This is a genomic window from Pseudomonas sp. NFIX49 (genome assembly GCF_900115915.1).
Lineage (GTDB): Bacteria > Pseudomonadota > Gammaproteobacteria > Pseudomonadales > Pseudomonadaceae > Aquipseudomonas > Aquipseudomonas pharyngis.
In genome coordinates this window covers 815570-828303 of sequence record NZ_FOYE01000001.1, presented here as the reverse complement: position 1 = coordinate 828303, position 12734 = coordinate 815570, and the positions used below count along the sequence as shown (strand labels likewise).

Here is a 12734-nt window from a genome sequence, read left to right as displayed (position 1 = left end):
AAGTGCCATTATTCCTGCTTCAGCGATCCTCCCGACGCCGACGCTCCACCAGCGGCACCAGATAAACCGGCACCTTGGACAATTGCAGCAGCCGGGCCGCCGTTCGCCCCAAAGGTGTTTCCGCCCCGACCCCGTGGCTGTGACTTCCTACGATCAGCAAATCGACAGAGAGTTTCTGCACCTGATCGAGAATCACCTGTGACGGATCGCCCTGCAGCACCCGTACTGCGCGTATCCGCTGCAGGTCCTGCTCGCCCTCGTCCCCCAGTTCTTCGCGAAAACTGTCGAGCACCCGCTGCTCGATATTGGCAATGACCGTTTTCAGACCCTGACTGTGAAATTCGTTCAATGCCTGTTCGTCGAGATAGCTCTGCAACACCGATTCGGCAAACAGCCCCATGGGCTCCACCGCGTGCACCACGTACAGATCGGCATTGAACGTTCGCGCCATCGCCAGGGCATGCTGCATCACTAACGGTGCGTACAGACCGAGGTCAGTGGCATACAGCATCGAACGAATCATATGACCTCCTCGCGTGCCAACATGGCGGAGATTTGATTCAGCTTAGCAGTGCCTTGGCGAGTACGACGTGCGACGCAACGTCTTGAACCACGAGGGCTTTAGACCGCCGGTTCGTTGCTGATGCCGTGGGGCACGTGACCGGTCGCCACCACTTCCCGGGCCAGCTCGCAGTGGCCGGCCTGATCGTCGAAAAACACGTCGGCGGCGAAGGCTTCGAGGAACGCCGATTTGGTCAGGCCGCCGAGGAACAGCGACTCGTCCAGACGAATGTCCCACTCGCGCAAGGTGCGGATCACCCGCTCATGGGCCGGAGCCGAACGCGCGGTGACCAGTGCGGTGCGGATCGGGCACTCCTCATCGGAGAACTCGCGCTGCAACAGATTGAGCGCCGCGAGAAAGCCCTTGAACGGCCCGCCGCGCAACGGTTCGCGAGCGGATTCACGCTCCTTGGCCTGGAAGGCTTCGAGGCCACCGGATTGATAGACGCGCTCCGACTCGTCGGAAAACAGCACCGCATCACCGTCGAAGGCGATGCGCAATTCGTCGCTGGCCGCACGACTGGCGCCGCCGGACAGAATGGTCGCCGCCGCGAAACCGGCATCCAGCGCGGCGCGTACGTCTTCGGCATGGGTGGAGAGAAACAGGTCGCAACCGAAAGCCTTCAGGTACGGATAAGGACTGCGCCCGCCAACGAACGCCGCACGGGAGATCGCCAGGCCGTAGTGACCAATGGAGTTGAAAACGCGCAGGCCGGTGTCGGCGCTGTTGCGCGACACCAGAATCACCTCGACCCGGGCGCGACCGAGGCGACTGTTGAGATTGAGCAGTTTTTCCACCAGCGGAAAGGCATCACCCGGCGCGAGGATTTCGTCTTCGTGTTCGATCTGATATTGCCGATAGGCTTCGACGCCGCTCGACAGGTAGACCTTGTGACTCTCACTGAGGTCGAACAGGGCACGGGACGAGATCGCCAGCACCAGTTTGTCATCGATGTTCTTGGCCATGCCTTTCCCCCAATGCGACCGGTTTAAACGTTGCGCCGGTCGATAAAGCTCAATGTGCGATACAACGATTCGATACGCGGCAACTCGCAGCCTGCCGCTTTTGCCGCCGCCAAAGGACGAGCGTAGATCGCCTCCAGCTCCAGCGGTCGCTTGTGCAGGAAATCGTGATACATGCTCGGCCAATAGTCGGGCATTTTCTCGGTCATCATGAACAGGTATTCGGCGTAACCGGGCGGCATGTCGTGGCCGCAGGCCTTGGCGCCCTGCACCACTTCAGCCATCAGTGCCTGAATCAATGCGCGACTGTCATTGTCGGCCATCAACGGCGTGGTGCCGGCGCCGAGCAATACCGAAAGCCCGTTATAGGGAATGTTCCACACCAGTTTCTGCCAGCGCGCCTGATGCAGGTTCGGCATCGCCTGGGAATCGAGACCGGCGGCCCTAAACAGACTGGCGCCCTCCTCGACGATTGCCATGCGCGCCGCGTCATCCGCTGCCGGGCCGCTGTGATAACCGACGTTCACCGCCCCCAGCGCCTGGTGGGTGACCTGGCCCGGCCCTTCGCGGTGGACGCAGATCAGGCACAAGCCGCCCAGCAAATGCAGGGAGTCGGGCAGCAATGCCCGCAAGCTGTCTTCGACGTCGAGGCCGTTTTGCAATACCAGCACTTTCGCGCCGGGTTTCGCCGCCTGAATGATCGACGGCGCCAGCCCGGCATTGCTGGTGGTCTTGGCGCCGACCAGCAGCCAGTCGCAGGGCGGCATGTCTTCAGCCGACGAATAGGCCTGCACCGGGCTCAGCGTCAACGCACCATGCACGGCACTGTCCACCTGCAAGCCGCGTTCGGCGACTGCGGAAAATTCACTGCGCAACAGAAAGTGCACATCGAACCCGGCCCGGGCGAGCATCACCCCGTAAAACCCGCCGATGGCGCCGGTGCCAATGATCCCCACCACCGGTTTGTTCACTGCTCCCATTACGGCAACTCCTCTGCAATTCGACCCAGCGCCTGCGCCACGGCTGCGTTCAGCTCATCGGCATTCAGGCGCGTGTGTACCGCCCCAAAGAACTCGCCGTCGCGCACCACAAACAGCGCCGGCAAATGAAAGACCTGATAACGCTCGACCAGTCCGCCGTTGTCACCGGCATCGATCCAGCACACGCGATCGACGACCAGATCGAGCCCCGGCAACACTTCGCGGGCATAGCGGCAACTGGCGCAGCCGACGCTGGTGAAAATCACCAGCGAAACGCCGCTCATCGTCAGCAGCCGCTGGTCGGCGTCGAAATCGGTCAGCTGCGATTCGACCACTATACTGGGGGAAACAATGTCAAATGGCCGACACAGGGAGTCTGTGCTCATGGGACGGTTTATTCCTCATCCGGATGAAGTACCCGTTGAGTTGACCTTGCTCACACCGGAGTGTATTTCGCGTCAACGGCTGCACACTATCAGCCTCGGCGGCATCGCTTGCAATTACCACCGTGCCTGGCGCCATGGCACCGCATTGCAAGTGCGCATGCCCACCCTCAACGCCGACATCTGTTATCCGGGCTACGTGGCCTGGTGCCTGCGACGTAAAAAAGGCTATCTGGTGGGCATCGCCTTCACCGACGAACAGACGCTGTTCAGCGCCCGAATGGGTGAGCAGGTGTGTCAGATCGAACGCTATTGCCGACTCAACTACGCCCACGAAGACCTCCAGGATATTCAGGCCCTGGCCCTGCAATGGGTCGAACAACACGCCGACGAGTTCTCCCACGACACCGTTCGCAAGGCTTTCGCGCAGCCTGTGCTGGACTGAACAGTGACTTGCCCATTGTCTAGCAGGCGCCTAACGCGATAAGGTTCGGCTCCCCGACGCGCTTAAATCCGCTGTGCTCCGCCGCGCGGGGATCGCTGGCGGCCGGCACCCGTGACCTGACGAGTAAACGATGGCTGATTTACCGATCAACGACCTGAACGTCGCTTCCAACGAGACCCTGATCACTCCCGATCAGCTCAAGCGTGATATCCCTCTGAGCGACGCGGCCCTGCGCACCGTCACCAAGGGTCGCGAAGTCATCCGCAACATTCTCGATGGCACCGACCATCGTCTGTTCGTGGTGATCGGCCCCTGCTCGATCCACGACATCAAGGCTGCCCATGAATATGCCGATCGCCTGAAGGTGCTGGCGGCAGAAGTCTCGGACACCCTGTATCTGGTCATGCGCGTGTATTTCGAGAAGCCACGGACCACCGTCGGCTGGAAAGGCCTGATCAACGACCCGTACCTGGATGACTCGTTCAAGATCCAGGACGGTCTGCACATCGGTCGCCAGCTTCTGCTGGACCTGGCCGAGAAAGGCCTGCCGACCGCGACCGAAGCCCTCGACCCGATCTCCCCGCAGTATCTGCAGGACCTGATCAGCTGGTCGGCCATCGGCGCACGGACTACCGAATCCCAGACCCACCGCGAGATGGCTTCCGGCCTGTCCTCGGCGGTCGGCTTCAAGAACGGCACCGACGGCGGCCTGACCGTGGCGATCAACGCCTTGCAGTCGGTCTCCAGCCCGCACCGTTTCCTGGGCATCAACCAGGAAGGTGGCGTGTCGATCGTCACCACCAAGGGCAACGCCTACGGCCACGTGGTGCTGCGCGGCGGCAACGGTAAGCCGAACTACGATTCGGTGAGCGTCGCCCTGTGTGAGCAGGCGCTGAACAAGGCGAAGATCAAGCCGAACATCATGGTCGATTGCAGCCACGCCAACTCCAACAAGGATCCGGCCCTGCAACCGCTGGTGATGGAGAACGTCGCCAACCAGATCCTCGAAGGCAATCAGTCGATCATCGGCCTGATGGTCGAAAGTCACCTGAATTGGGGCTGCCAGGCCATCCCGAAAGACCTCGCCGACCTGCAATACGGCGTGTCGATCACTGATGCCTGCATCGACTGGTCTGCTACCGAGAACACCTTGCGCAGCATGCACGCCAAGCTCAAGGATGTACTGCCCAAACGTCAGCGCAGCTGAGAGCCGTTTCGCAGGCACAAAAAAACGCCGGGCATTGCCCGGCGTTTTTGTGTGTGCGGTGAGGTCAGTCAGATCTTGGCGGTGCGCCGCTGATGACGCTCCATGTAGCGCTCCACGTAGGAGCACGAAGGAATGACCGTGTAACCCATTTCATCGGCGTATTGCAGCGCCCGCTCGGTCAGGGCTGCCGCAATGCCTCGGCCACGCAGCGCGTTGGGCACGAAGGTGCGGTAGATATCCAGGGTCTGTTTCCCCAGATCCATGTAGGTCAGGTAGGCACGATGACCGTCCACATTGGTCTCGAACTGATGACCAGCCTGGTCATGGTGGATGGACAACGCCTCGCTCATCACTACTCCTCGCGGGTCTCGAATTCTGACCCCTACCTTACCGATGTTTTCCCGGCGAAGGAACATCTACGCCACCCCGTGCCTGATGGACACCGAGAAGAACTGCACCGATCTCGCGCAACCCGAGCACGTATCAAATAGTAGGCACCATTGGCGAAAATGCTCAAGGTACGCTCGTCATCGTGCGAATTGACGGGGCAGTTCCGGTGGACTCAGGGCCGGTTCGGGAGACGATCTTCCCGAGCCGAAAGGCTGAACATCGCCGGATGTTGAGACTTAAGACGAGCCGCCTGTTTTAAAGTCACCTCAACATGGACAAAGATATGCGAGGCGCTGCGCAAATTCGCAACAAAAGTGTGGACGAATCCATATAGACAGACTTTGGCCACTACCTGCAAAACAGCGCACGGCACCGGGAACTTTTTCTCATTAACTCGCTCATCTCGCGGCTTACAGCTGGATATTTTTTATACAGCGCAGTTAAAAGTTGCTCGAAAAAGAATCAACGCCTACAATTTTTTTTGCTTCTTGCCTTACGTCAGTTTACTTACTACAAGTAATGGGTAGTATGTACGCCGGCTATTTCCTCAATCGGAGGAGACAGCCACTTAATTGAAAGTCCTTGAAGGGGAACACGATGAACAACGTTCTGAAATTCTCTGCTCTGGCTCTGGCCGCAGTTCTGGCTACCGGTTGCAGCAGCGCATCGAAAGAAACCGAAGCACGTCTGACCGCTACTGAAGACGCAGCTGCTCGCGCCCAGGCTCGTGCAGATGAAGCTTACCGTAAAGCTGATGAAGCTCTGGCTGCTGCTCAAAAAGCACAACAGACCGCCGACGAAGCTAACGAGCGTGCTCTGCGCATGCTGGACAAAGCTAGCCGCAAGTAATAATCCTCCGGGATTGTTATCGAGCCGACCCATTTTTTGGGTCGGCTTTTTTGTGCCCGCTGTTTTCTACGGGCGACAAAAAACCCGCCGATGCAATAGCCTCGGCGGGTTCTGTCTTACAGCTTATTGCTGGAGGTCGATCGGTGCGCTGGAGACCATCGGCGCCGAAGTGTTCGGCGTGCCGATTTCAGTTGGCAGGCCATCTTCGGCCGCCACCACATCACGCACCACATCCCAGTTCATGCGCAGATTGTTGGTGATGTCTTCGCGCTTGAGCATCGCATTGATCACGGCGGTGTGCTTGTCGACCACCGACGGGTTGCCCTTGTCGTCAATCGGCGTGTGCGCTTCCAGATAGACCTTGCCGCCACTGCGACCGAACTTGTACGCATCGTTGATGATCCGCACCGACGTACCCACCGGCACCATGCTGGCCATTTCCAGCACGTTGTTGTTGAACATGCGGAAGCAACCGTGGCTGGTGCGCATGCCGATGCCGAACTTCTTGTTCGAACCGTGGATCAGGTAGCCTGGAGTCCCCAGGGTGAACTTGAACGGGCCCAGCGGGTTGTCGGGACCGGCGGGCACCACGTTCGGCAACGGATCGCCATCGGCGGCGTGCTCGGCCTTGATCGAGGCAGGCGGCGTCCAGGTCGGGTTCGGAGTCTTGGCAGTGATCGAAGTGTGGGCAATCGGCGAACCCCAGCCCTCACGACCAATTCCCAATGGGAAGGTGTACACCACGTTCCGGCCCTTCGGGTAGTAGTAGAGACGGTATTCGGCCAGGTTGATCACGATGCCTTCACGCGGCCCCGGCGGCAGGATGAAGCGGGTCGGCAAAACCACTTCGGTACCGGCACCCGGCAACCAGGCATCGACGCCCGGGTTGGCCGCGACCATCTCCGAATAACCCAGATCGTAGGTGGTGCCCAGATCGGCAAAAGTGTCTTCGTACTTGGCCTTGATCACCTGCACCTGGCCGATGATGTCCTCACCGGGTGGTGGCAGGGGAAACTCCAGTGCGGCAACGGGACCGGCCACACACAGGGCGGCAAGAGACAGGCAGCGGGTGACGGCAGGAAAACGCGGCAACATCCGGAGAATCCTTCGCAAGATCGACAAGGGTATAAGAGCGCGATTGTACACCGCGCCCAGGGAATTCGGGGAGATGCGCCGATAGACCGCGATATCGACGAAAAAGGACTCAGAGCTCGAAACGCAGCTCAGGCCAGATAGGCGAAGTGCCGCGCTTCTGCGATTCGAGGATCGCCCGGCACAGCGAGCACAGGCGCTGATCCTGGAACACCCGGCGATCCACGCTCGACCAGCGCGGTTGCGCCGGCAGCAGACTGCCGCACAGGGTGCGGTCCGCCGAACCACCGAGTTCCAGTTGACGGGTCACCAGATGCACCCGCACTTCCTGGCAGGCGAACAGATCCAGCTGTTCGTCAGGCTCGATCAGTTGGTAGGCGAACAGGGACCAGGCAGGACGCGGCATCGGGGGCTCCAAATAAGGGGGCGCCACATTAGCCGAAAGCCTGCCGCTAGAAAAGCCTCATAGCAGCGGTTTTAGCGTCGGCCAGACATTTTCCAGCAACTTGCCCTGAGCCCCGGCCGCCGGGTGCAGACCGTCGGCCTGCATCAGGTCCGGATGCCCGCCCACGCCGTCGAGGAAAAACGGCACCAGCGGGATTTTCTTCTCCTCGGCGAGTTTGCCGTAGACCTCGGCAAAGGCATCGGTATAGCGCTTGCCGTAGTTGGGTGGCAATTGCATGCCGAGCAACAGCACCTTGGCACCACTTTGGCGAGAGCTGTCGATCATCGAAGCAAGATTTTGTTGCAATTGCGTCGGCGGCATTCCGCGCAGGCCATCGTTGCCGCCCAATTCGAGGATCACCAGTTCCGGCTTGTGCTCTGCAAGCAGCGCCGGCAGCCGCGCCTGGCCTCCGGCGCTGGTGTCGCCACTGATGGACGCATTGACCACCTTATCGTCAAAACCTTCGGTCTTGAGCCGCTGTTCAAGCAACGACACCCACCCAAGCCGGGTATCCAGTCCGAAACCCGCGCTGATACTATCGCCAACGATCAGGACTGTACCCGCCGCTGCGTTCTGGGCCATGCACATCAAGGCCAGGCCAGCACTCAAAAACCACACACGCATCGGATTCTCCATGGGCGCAAGCATTCTCACCGCGAAGAACCTTAGCAAAGTGGTTCCCAGCGCGGAAGGTGAACTGACCATCCTGCACGAACTCAGCCTGGAACTGAACAAGGGCGACAGCCTGGCCATCGTCGGCGCGTCCGGTTCCGGTAAATCCACCCTGCTGGGTCTGCTCGCCGGCCTCGATCTGCCGAGTAGCGGCGAAGTGACGCTCGCCGGGCAAGGCCTGAGCAATCTCGACGAAGACCAGCGCGCGCGCATTCGCGCCGAGCACGTGGGCTTCGTCTTTCAGTCGTTCCAATTGCTCGACAGTCTGAACGCGCTGGAAAACGTCATGCTGCCGCTGGAGCTCGACGGCCGCAAAGACGCCCGAAGCCGCGCCACCGAACTGCTGCAACGGGTCGGCCTCGGCCAGCGCCTGACTCACTCGCCACGTCAGCTCTCCGGTGGTGAGCAGCAGCGCGTGGCAATTGCCCGGGCCTTCGCCGCCGAGCCGGACGTGCTGTTCGCCGACGAACCCACCGGCAACCTCGACAGCCACACCGGCGAGCGCATCAGCGACTTGCTGTTCGAATTGAACAAGGAACGCAGCACCACCCTGGTGCTGGTGACCCACGACGAACGCCTGGCCCATCGTTGCCGGCGCCTGATCCGTCTTGAAGCCGGCCTGTTGGTCGCCCCTCTGGAGCCTTGATGGCACGTCTGCCGCTGTTGCGTCTGTTCAGCCTCGCCCTGCGCCAACTGCTGCGCGATGCCCGCGCCGGTGAACTGCGGGTGCTGTTTTTCGCCTTGGTGGTGGCGGTCGCGGCGAGTACCGCGATCGGCTATTTCGGCGCCCGCCTCAACGGCGCGATGATGCTGCGCGCCACCGAGTTTCTCGGGGCCGACCTGTCGCTCGAAGGCAGCTCGCCGGCTCGTCCGGAACAAATCCGGAGCGGCACCGAGCTGCGCCTGGATCATGCGCAGGTGGTGGAGTTTTCCAGCGTCATCGCCACGGACAACGGCATTCAGCTCTCCAGTATCAAAGCCGTCGACCGCGCCTATCCGCTGCGCGGCGAACTGAAAAGCGCTCCCGTCCCTTACGCGACAGAGGAGGCTGGAGGCGAGCCGCAGCCCGGTGAAGCCTGGGTCGAAGCGCGCCTGCTGACAGCGCTGGACCTGAAGATCGGCGACAGCATCGACGTCGGCATGAAGACGCTGAAACTGACGCGAGTGCTGACTTACGAACCGGATCGCGCCGGTAACTTCTACAGCCTGACGCCACGGGTGCTGATCAACCTCGACGACCTCGCCGCCACCGGCGTGGTGCAACCCGGCAGCCGGGTGAGCTACCGCGAGCTCTGGCGCGGTGAGCCGCAAGCGCTGGAAACCTATCGCCAACTGATCAAACCGGGCCTTGCCGCCAACCAGCGAATTCAAGATGCCCGCGATGGCAACCGGCAGATCGGCGGTGCACTGGGCAAGGCCGAACGCTATCTGAACATGGCCAGTCTGGTCGCCGTGCTTCTGGCCGGGGTGGCGGTGGCGTTGTCGGCCAACCGCTTCGCCAGTCGCCGCTTCGATGCCAGCGCCCTGCTGCGTTGCCTGGGTCTGTCACGCCGGGAAACCCTGGTGCTGTTCAGTCTGCAATTGACGGTGCTCGGCCTGCTCGCCAGCCTCGGCGGCGCCCTGCTCGGCTGGCTCGCACAATTGGGCTTGTTCGCGCTGCTGCATGATCTGCTGCCGACCGACGTACCGCCGGGTGGCTTGCTGCCGGCACTGGCCGGCATCGGCACCGGGCTGGTGGCGCTGGCCGGTTTCGCCCTGCCACCGCTCGCCGCACTGGGCCGCGTGCCGCCGTTGCGGGTATTGCGTCGGGACATGCTGCCGATTCCATCGAGCACCTGGATGGTCTATGGCGCGGCACTCGGCGCGCTCGGGTTGATCATGTGGCGCCTGAGTCTGGACCTGCTGCTGACGTTCGCCCTGCTCGGCGGCGGTGTGGTCGCCGCGCTGGTACTCGGCGGCTTGCTGCTTTTGCTGCTGCAAAGCCTGCGTCGCCTGCTCGCTCGCGCGTCTCTGCCGTGGCGCCTCGGGTTGGGTCAGTTGTTGCGCCATCCCTTGGCGGCAGCCGGCCAGTCACTGGCCTTCGGGCTGATCCTGCTGTCCATGGCGCTGATCGCCTTGCTGCGCGGCGAATTGCTCGACACCTGGCAGAACCAGTTGCCGAAAAACGCACCCAACTATTTCGCCCTGAACATCCTGCCGGCAGACAAACAGGCCTTCACAGATCACCTGATCAATGTCTCGGCCCAGGCCGCGCCGTTGTACCCGGTGGTGCCGGGACGCTTGATCAGCATCAATGGCGAAGCGGTGCAGCAGATTGTCAGCAAGGATTCGGCCGGCGACCGCGCGATCCAGCGCGACCTGAGCCTGACCTGGGCGGCCGATCTGCCGGCGGGCAACAAGATCACCGCCGGTTCGTGGTGGACCGGCCGGCCTTCGGACGATGTTCCGGGCGTCTCGGTGGAAGGCAAGGTGGCCGAAAGCCTCAAGCTCAAACTGGGCGATCACATGGTGTTCAGCGTCGGCGGGGTCAATCGTGAAGCGAAGGTCACCAGCCTGCGGGAGATCAACTGGGACAACTTCCAGCCGAACTTCTTCATGATCTTCCAGCCCGGCACTCTGAAGGATCTGCCGGCGACTTACCTGACCAGCTTCTATCTGGCGCCCGGTCACGATCAGCAGATCGTCGAGCTGTCGCGAACATTCCCGGCGGTGACCATCCTGCAGGTCGAAGCCTTGCTCGAACAGCTGCGCAGCATCCTCGCCCAGGTCACCCTGGCGGTGGAGTATGTGTTGTTGTTTGTATTGGCGGCGGGGATGGCGGTGCTGTTTTCCGGGTTGCAGGCAACGCTGGACGAACGCATTCGCCAGGGCGCACTGCTGCGTGCGCTGGGTGCCGAGCGCCAGTTGCTGATCAAGGCGCGACGAATCGAGTTCGGCTTGCTCGGAGCGGTCAGCGGGTTGCTCGCGGCGATCGGTTCGGAAGTGGTGAGTCTGGTGCTGTATCGCTTCGCCTTCGACCTGCCATGGCATCCCCATCCGTGGTTGCTGCTGTTGCCGTTGATCGGCGCGGCGCTGATCGGTGGCGCCGGCGTGTTCGGCACGCGACGTGCGCTGAACGCCAGCCCGCTGACAGTGTTGCGCGAGGGTTGATAGACTCCAGCGATCTCCATCAAAAGAAGTTGCCATGAGCCGTTATCGCCCTCCCCGCACCGCCGGCACCGCGCTGATCACCCCCGAGGGTGAAGCGCGGATGCGCGCCGAATTCCATGAGCTGTGGCATGTGCGCCGACCGCAGGTGACGCAGTCGGTCAGCGAAGCGGCGGCTCAGGGTGATCGTTCGGAAAATGCCGAGTACACCTACGGCAAGAAAATGCTGCGCGAGATCGACAGCCGCGTGCGCTTTCTCACCAAACGCCTTGAGGCGTTGAAAGTGGTCAGCGAAAAACCGAGTGACCCGAACAAGGTCTACTTTGGCGCCTGGGTGACCATCGAAGACGAGGACGGCAAACAGTCGCGCTATCGCATCGTCGGCCCGGACGAACTGGACTTGAAACTCGGCCTGATCAGCATCGACTCACCGCTGGCCCGCGCCTTGATCGGCAAGGCGCTGGATGCCGAAGTTCGGGTACAGACGCCAACCGGCGAACAGTTCGTCTACATCGTGGCGATCGAATATCCCTGACACTCAGCGCCGGGTGATCAGGCCCTGGCGTGCGACGCGGGTTAATTGGCGAATCATTTCCGGCGCCTCTTCACGGCTCGGGGCCTGAATGACGGCCAGATCGAAACTGTCATCGGCAAAACGCGCCAGCGACTCACCGTCTTCAACGAACTGGATCAGGAATGCGGCAGGACCGCCGCTGCGACGTGGCCAGCCATCGAGATAACGCAACAGCGTCGGCTGATGTTTGCCGCCAAGCAGGATTTTCGGATTGCGCTGGGTGATATGTGCCGTGATCGGCGCGGGACGTGCTGGAGGGCGTAGTGCATTCATCGTGTCGTGTCTCTGCCTCAAAAGTCTGCATGGCAGGTGAGAGGCAACACCGAACCAGCGCTTTAGCGGTATTTCGAAGCCCTGTTCCGGCTTCTGACGGCAACTGAAGAATAGTCACCTGGCGCCCCGCAAGTAGCTGTTTAAATCGGCGCATGAGCGGCATCCTAGAGAACGTGACCGCCCAGTGTCAAGAATCAGCCGCAACAAAAAAGGCCCGCAGAATGCGGGCCTTTTGCTTGAGCCAGAGCGGTCAACCGGCGATGGCGCGATCCACCGAGAGCTTGCCGGCACCTTCGATCAGTACTGCCAGACTGCCGCCAAGCAGAGCCAGGGCAAACTCGTAACCGTTGTTGGCCATGAACAGTCCGTTGCTGATGTGTACGGTGAAGATCGCCACCAGAGACAGGAAGGTCAGACCCAACGCCGCCGGGCGAACCAGCAGGCCGATGATCAGCGCCAGACCAGCGAAGAACTCGGTACCGCCGGCCAGGGTGGCCATCAGGTAACCCGGGGTCAGGTCGATGCTTTCCATGTATTGCGCGGTGCCTGCCAGACCGTAGCCACCGAACAGACCGAAGAGTTTCTGCGAGCCGTGGGCAGCGAAGATCACGCCGACGGCAATGCGCAGAATGGTCAGACCGTAGCCGGCGCGGGTGAACAGAACCTTGTTGATCAGAGAGCTCATGTTGCGTTTCCTTGTTGTCAGAAGTGCTTGTTGGTTGGCCGCTATATTAATCAGTTATTTTCATGTTA

At 61.3% G+C, this 12734-nt stretch carries 16 protein-coding genes; 6 read left to right on the top strand and 10 right to left on the bottom strand.

The genetic code is table 11. The features are described 5' to 3' along the window. Positions 1-19 precede the first annotated feature (19 nt). From BMZ46_RS03815 to BMZ46_RS03800, 4 genes are all read right to left on the bottom strand, one after another. Entirely contained in the window at positions 20-523 is a 504-nt protein-coding gene (locus tag BMZ46_RS03815) for a universal stress protein (protein WP_007955683.1), read from the bottom strand. Positions 524-621: 98 nt separating this feature from the next. Then, entirely contained in the window at positions 622-1527 is a 906-nt protein-coding gene (locus BMZ46_RS03810; protein ID WP_039770472.1) for a 5'-nucleotidase, read from the bottom strand. 23 nt (positions 1528-1550) lie between these two features. Then, the gene (locus tag BMZ46_RS03805; protein WP_074687990.1) at positions 1551-2504 is read right to left on the bottom strand and encodes a putative 2-dehydropantoate 2-reductase; all 954 of its coding nucleotides are present in this window, start codon (positions 2502-2504) and stop codon (positions 1551-1553) included. Beyond that, the gene (locus tag BMZ46_RS03800; protein ID WP_039770475.1) at positions 2504-2890 is read right to left on the bottom strand and encodes a thioredoxin family protein; all 387 of its coding nucleotides are present in this window, start codon (positions 2888-2890) and stop codon (positions 2504-2506) included. The genes BMZ46_RS03805 and BMZ46_RS03800 overlap by 1 nt, the downstream gene beginning before the upstream one ends. On the opposite strand from BMZ46_RS03800, the gene BMZ46_RS03795 reads away from it, so the two are divergent. Beyond that, positions 2889-3332 (top strand): PilZ domain-containing protein, encoded by a 444-nt coding sequence (locus BMZ46_RS03795; protein WP_039770477.1) that lies wholly within the window; start codon positions 2889-2891, stop codon positions 3330-3332. The genes BMZ46_RS03800 and BMZ46_RS03795 overlap by 2 nt on opposite strands. 130 nt (positions 3333-3462) lie before the next feature. Then, positions 3463-4539, top strand: a complete 1077-nt coding sequence (locus BMZ46_RS03790; RefSeq protein WP_007908583.1) for a 3-deoxy-7-phosphoheptulonate synthase — start codon at positions 3463-3465, stop codon at positions 4537-4539. A 68-nt stretch (positions 4540-4607) separates the two neighbouring features. On the opposite strand, the gene BMZ46_RS03785 is transcribed toward BMZ46_RS03790, so the two are convergent. After that, complete coding sequence (locus BMZ46_RS03785; RefSeq protein WP_007955658.1) at positions 4608-4889, bottom strand: GNAT family N-acetyltransferase; 282 nt, start codon at positions 4887-4889, stop codon at positions 4608-4610. Between the two features lie 637 nt (positions 4890-5526). On the opposite strand from BMZ46_RS03785, the gene oprI reads away from it, so the two are divergent. Beyond that, a complete protein-coding gene (gene oprI, locus BMZ46_RS03780; protein WP_025113130.1) occupies positions 5527-5778 on the top strand; it encodes an outer membrane lipoprotei OprI in 252 nt (83 codons plus the stop codon). Between the two features lie 123 nt (positions 5779-5901). Here the strand turns inward: oprI and BMZ46_RS03775 are convergent, their stop codons facing one another. The 3 genes from BMZ46_RS03775 to BMZ46_RS03765 form a co-directional block, all read right to left on the bottom strand. Further along, the gene (locus BMZ46_RS03775) at positions 5902-6873 is read right to left on the bottom strand and encodes a L,D-transpeptidase family protein (RefSeq protein ID WP_039770479.1); all 972 of its coding nucleotides are present in this window, start codon (positions 6871-6873) and stop codon (positions 5902-5904) included. A 109-nt stretch (positions 6874-6982) separates the two neighbouring features. Further along, positions 6983-7276: a hypothetical protein gene (locus tag BMZ46_RS03770; protein WP_003226812.1), complete on the bottom strand. Its 294-nt coding sequence runs from the start codon at positions 7274-7276 to the stop codon at positions 6983-6985. Between the two features lie 57 nt (positions 7277-7333). Continuing rightward, a complete protein-coding gene (locus tag BMZ46_RS03765; protein ID WP_007955652.1) occupies positions 7334-7939 on the bottom strand; it encodes an arylesterase in 606 nt (201 codons plus the stop codon). Between the two features lie 10 nt (positions 7940-7949). Here BMZ46_RS03765 and BMZ46_RS03760 point away from each other — a divergent pair, with 10 nt between their 5' ends. From BMZ46_RS03760 to greB, 3 genes are read left to right on the top strand one after another with little or no spacing between them, the layout of a single operon-like run. After that, positions 7950-8633, top strand: a complete 684-nt coding sequence (locus BMZ46_RS03760; protein WP_074687992.1) for an ABC transporter ATP-binding protein — start codon at positions 7950-7952, stop codon at positions 8631-8633. Further along, positions 8633-11137, top strand: a complete 2505-nt coding sequence (locus BMZ46_RS03755) for an ABC transporter permease (protein ID WP_074687994.1) — start codon at positions 8633-8635, stop codon at positions 11135-11137. The genes BMZ46_RS03760 and BMZ46_RS03755 overlap by 1 nt, the downstream gene beginning before the upstream one ends. Before the next feature lie 34 nt (positions 11138-11171). Next, entirely contained in the window at positions 11172-11669 is a 498-nt protein-coding gene (gene greB, locus BMZ46_RS03750) for a transcription elongation factor GreB (RefSeq protein ID WP_039770483.1), read from the top strand. Between the two features lie 3 nt (positions 11670-11672). Here the strand turns inward: greB and BMZ46_RS03745 are convergent, their stop codons facing one another. Then, positions 11673-11981 carry a hypothetical protein gene (locus tag BMZ46_RS03745; protein ID WP_011335317.1) on the bottom strand — a complete coding sequence of 103 codons (309 nt, stop codon included), beginning with the start codon at positions 11979-11981 and terminating at the stop codon, positions 11673-11675. 250 nt (positions 11982-12231) lie between these two features. Beyond that, complete coding sequence (locus BMZ46_RS03740) at positions 12232-12666, bottom strand: DoxX family protein (RefSeq protein ID WP_074687996.1); 435 nt, start codon at positions 12664-12666, stop codon at positions 12232-12234. Positions 12667-12734: the final 68 nt, after the last annotated feature.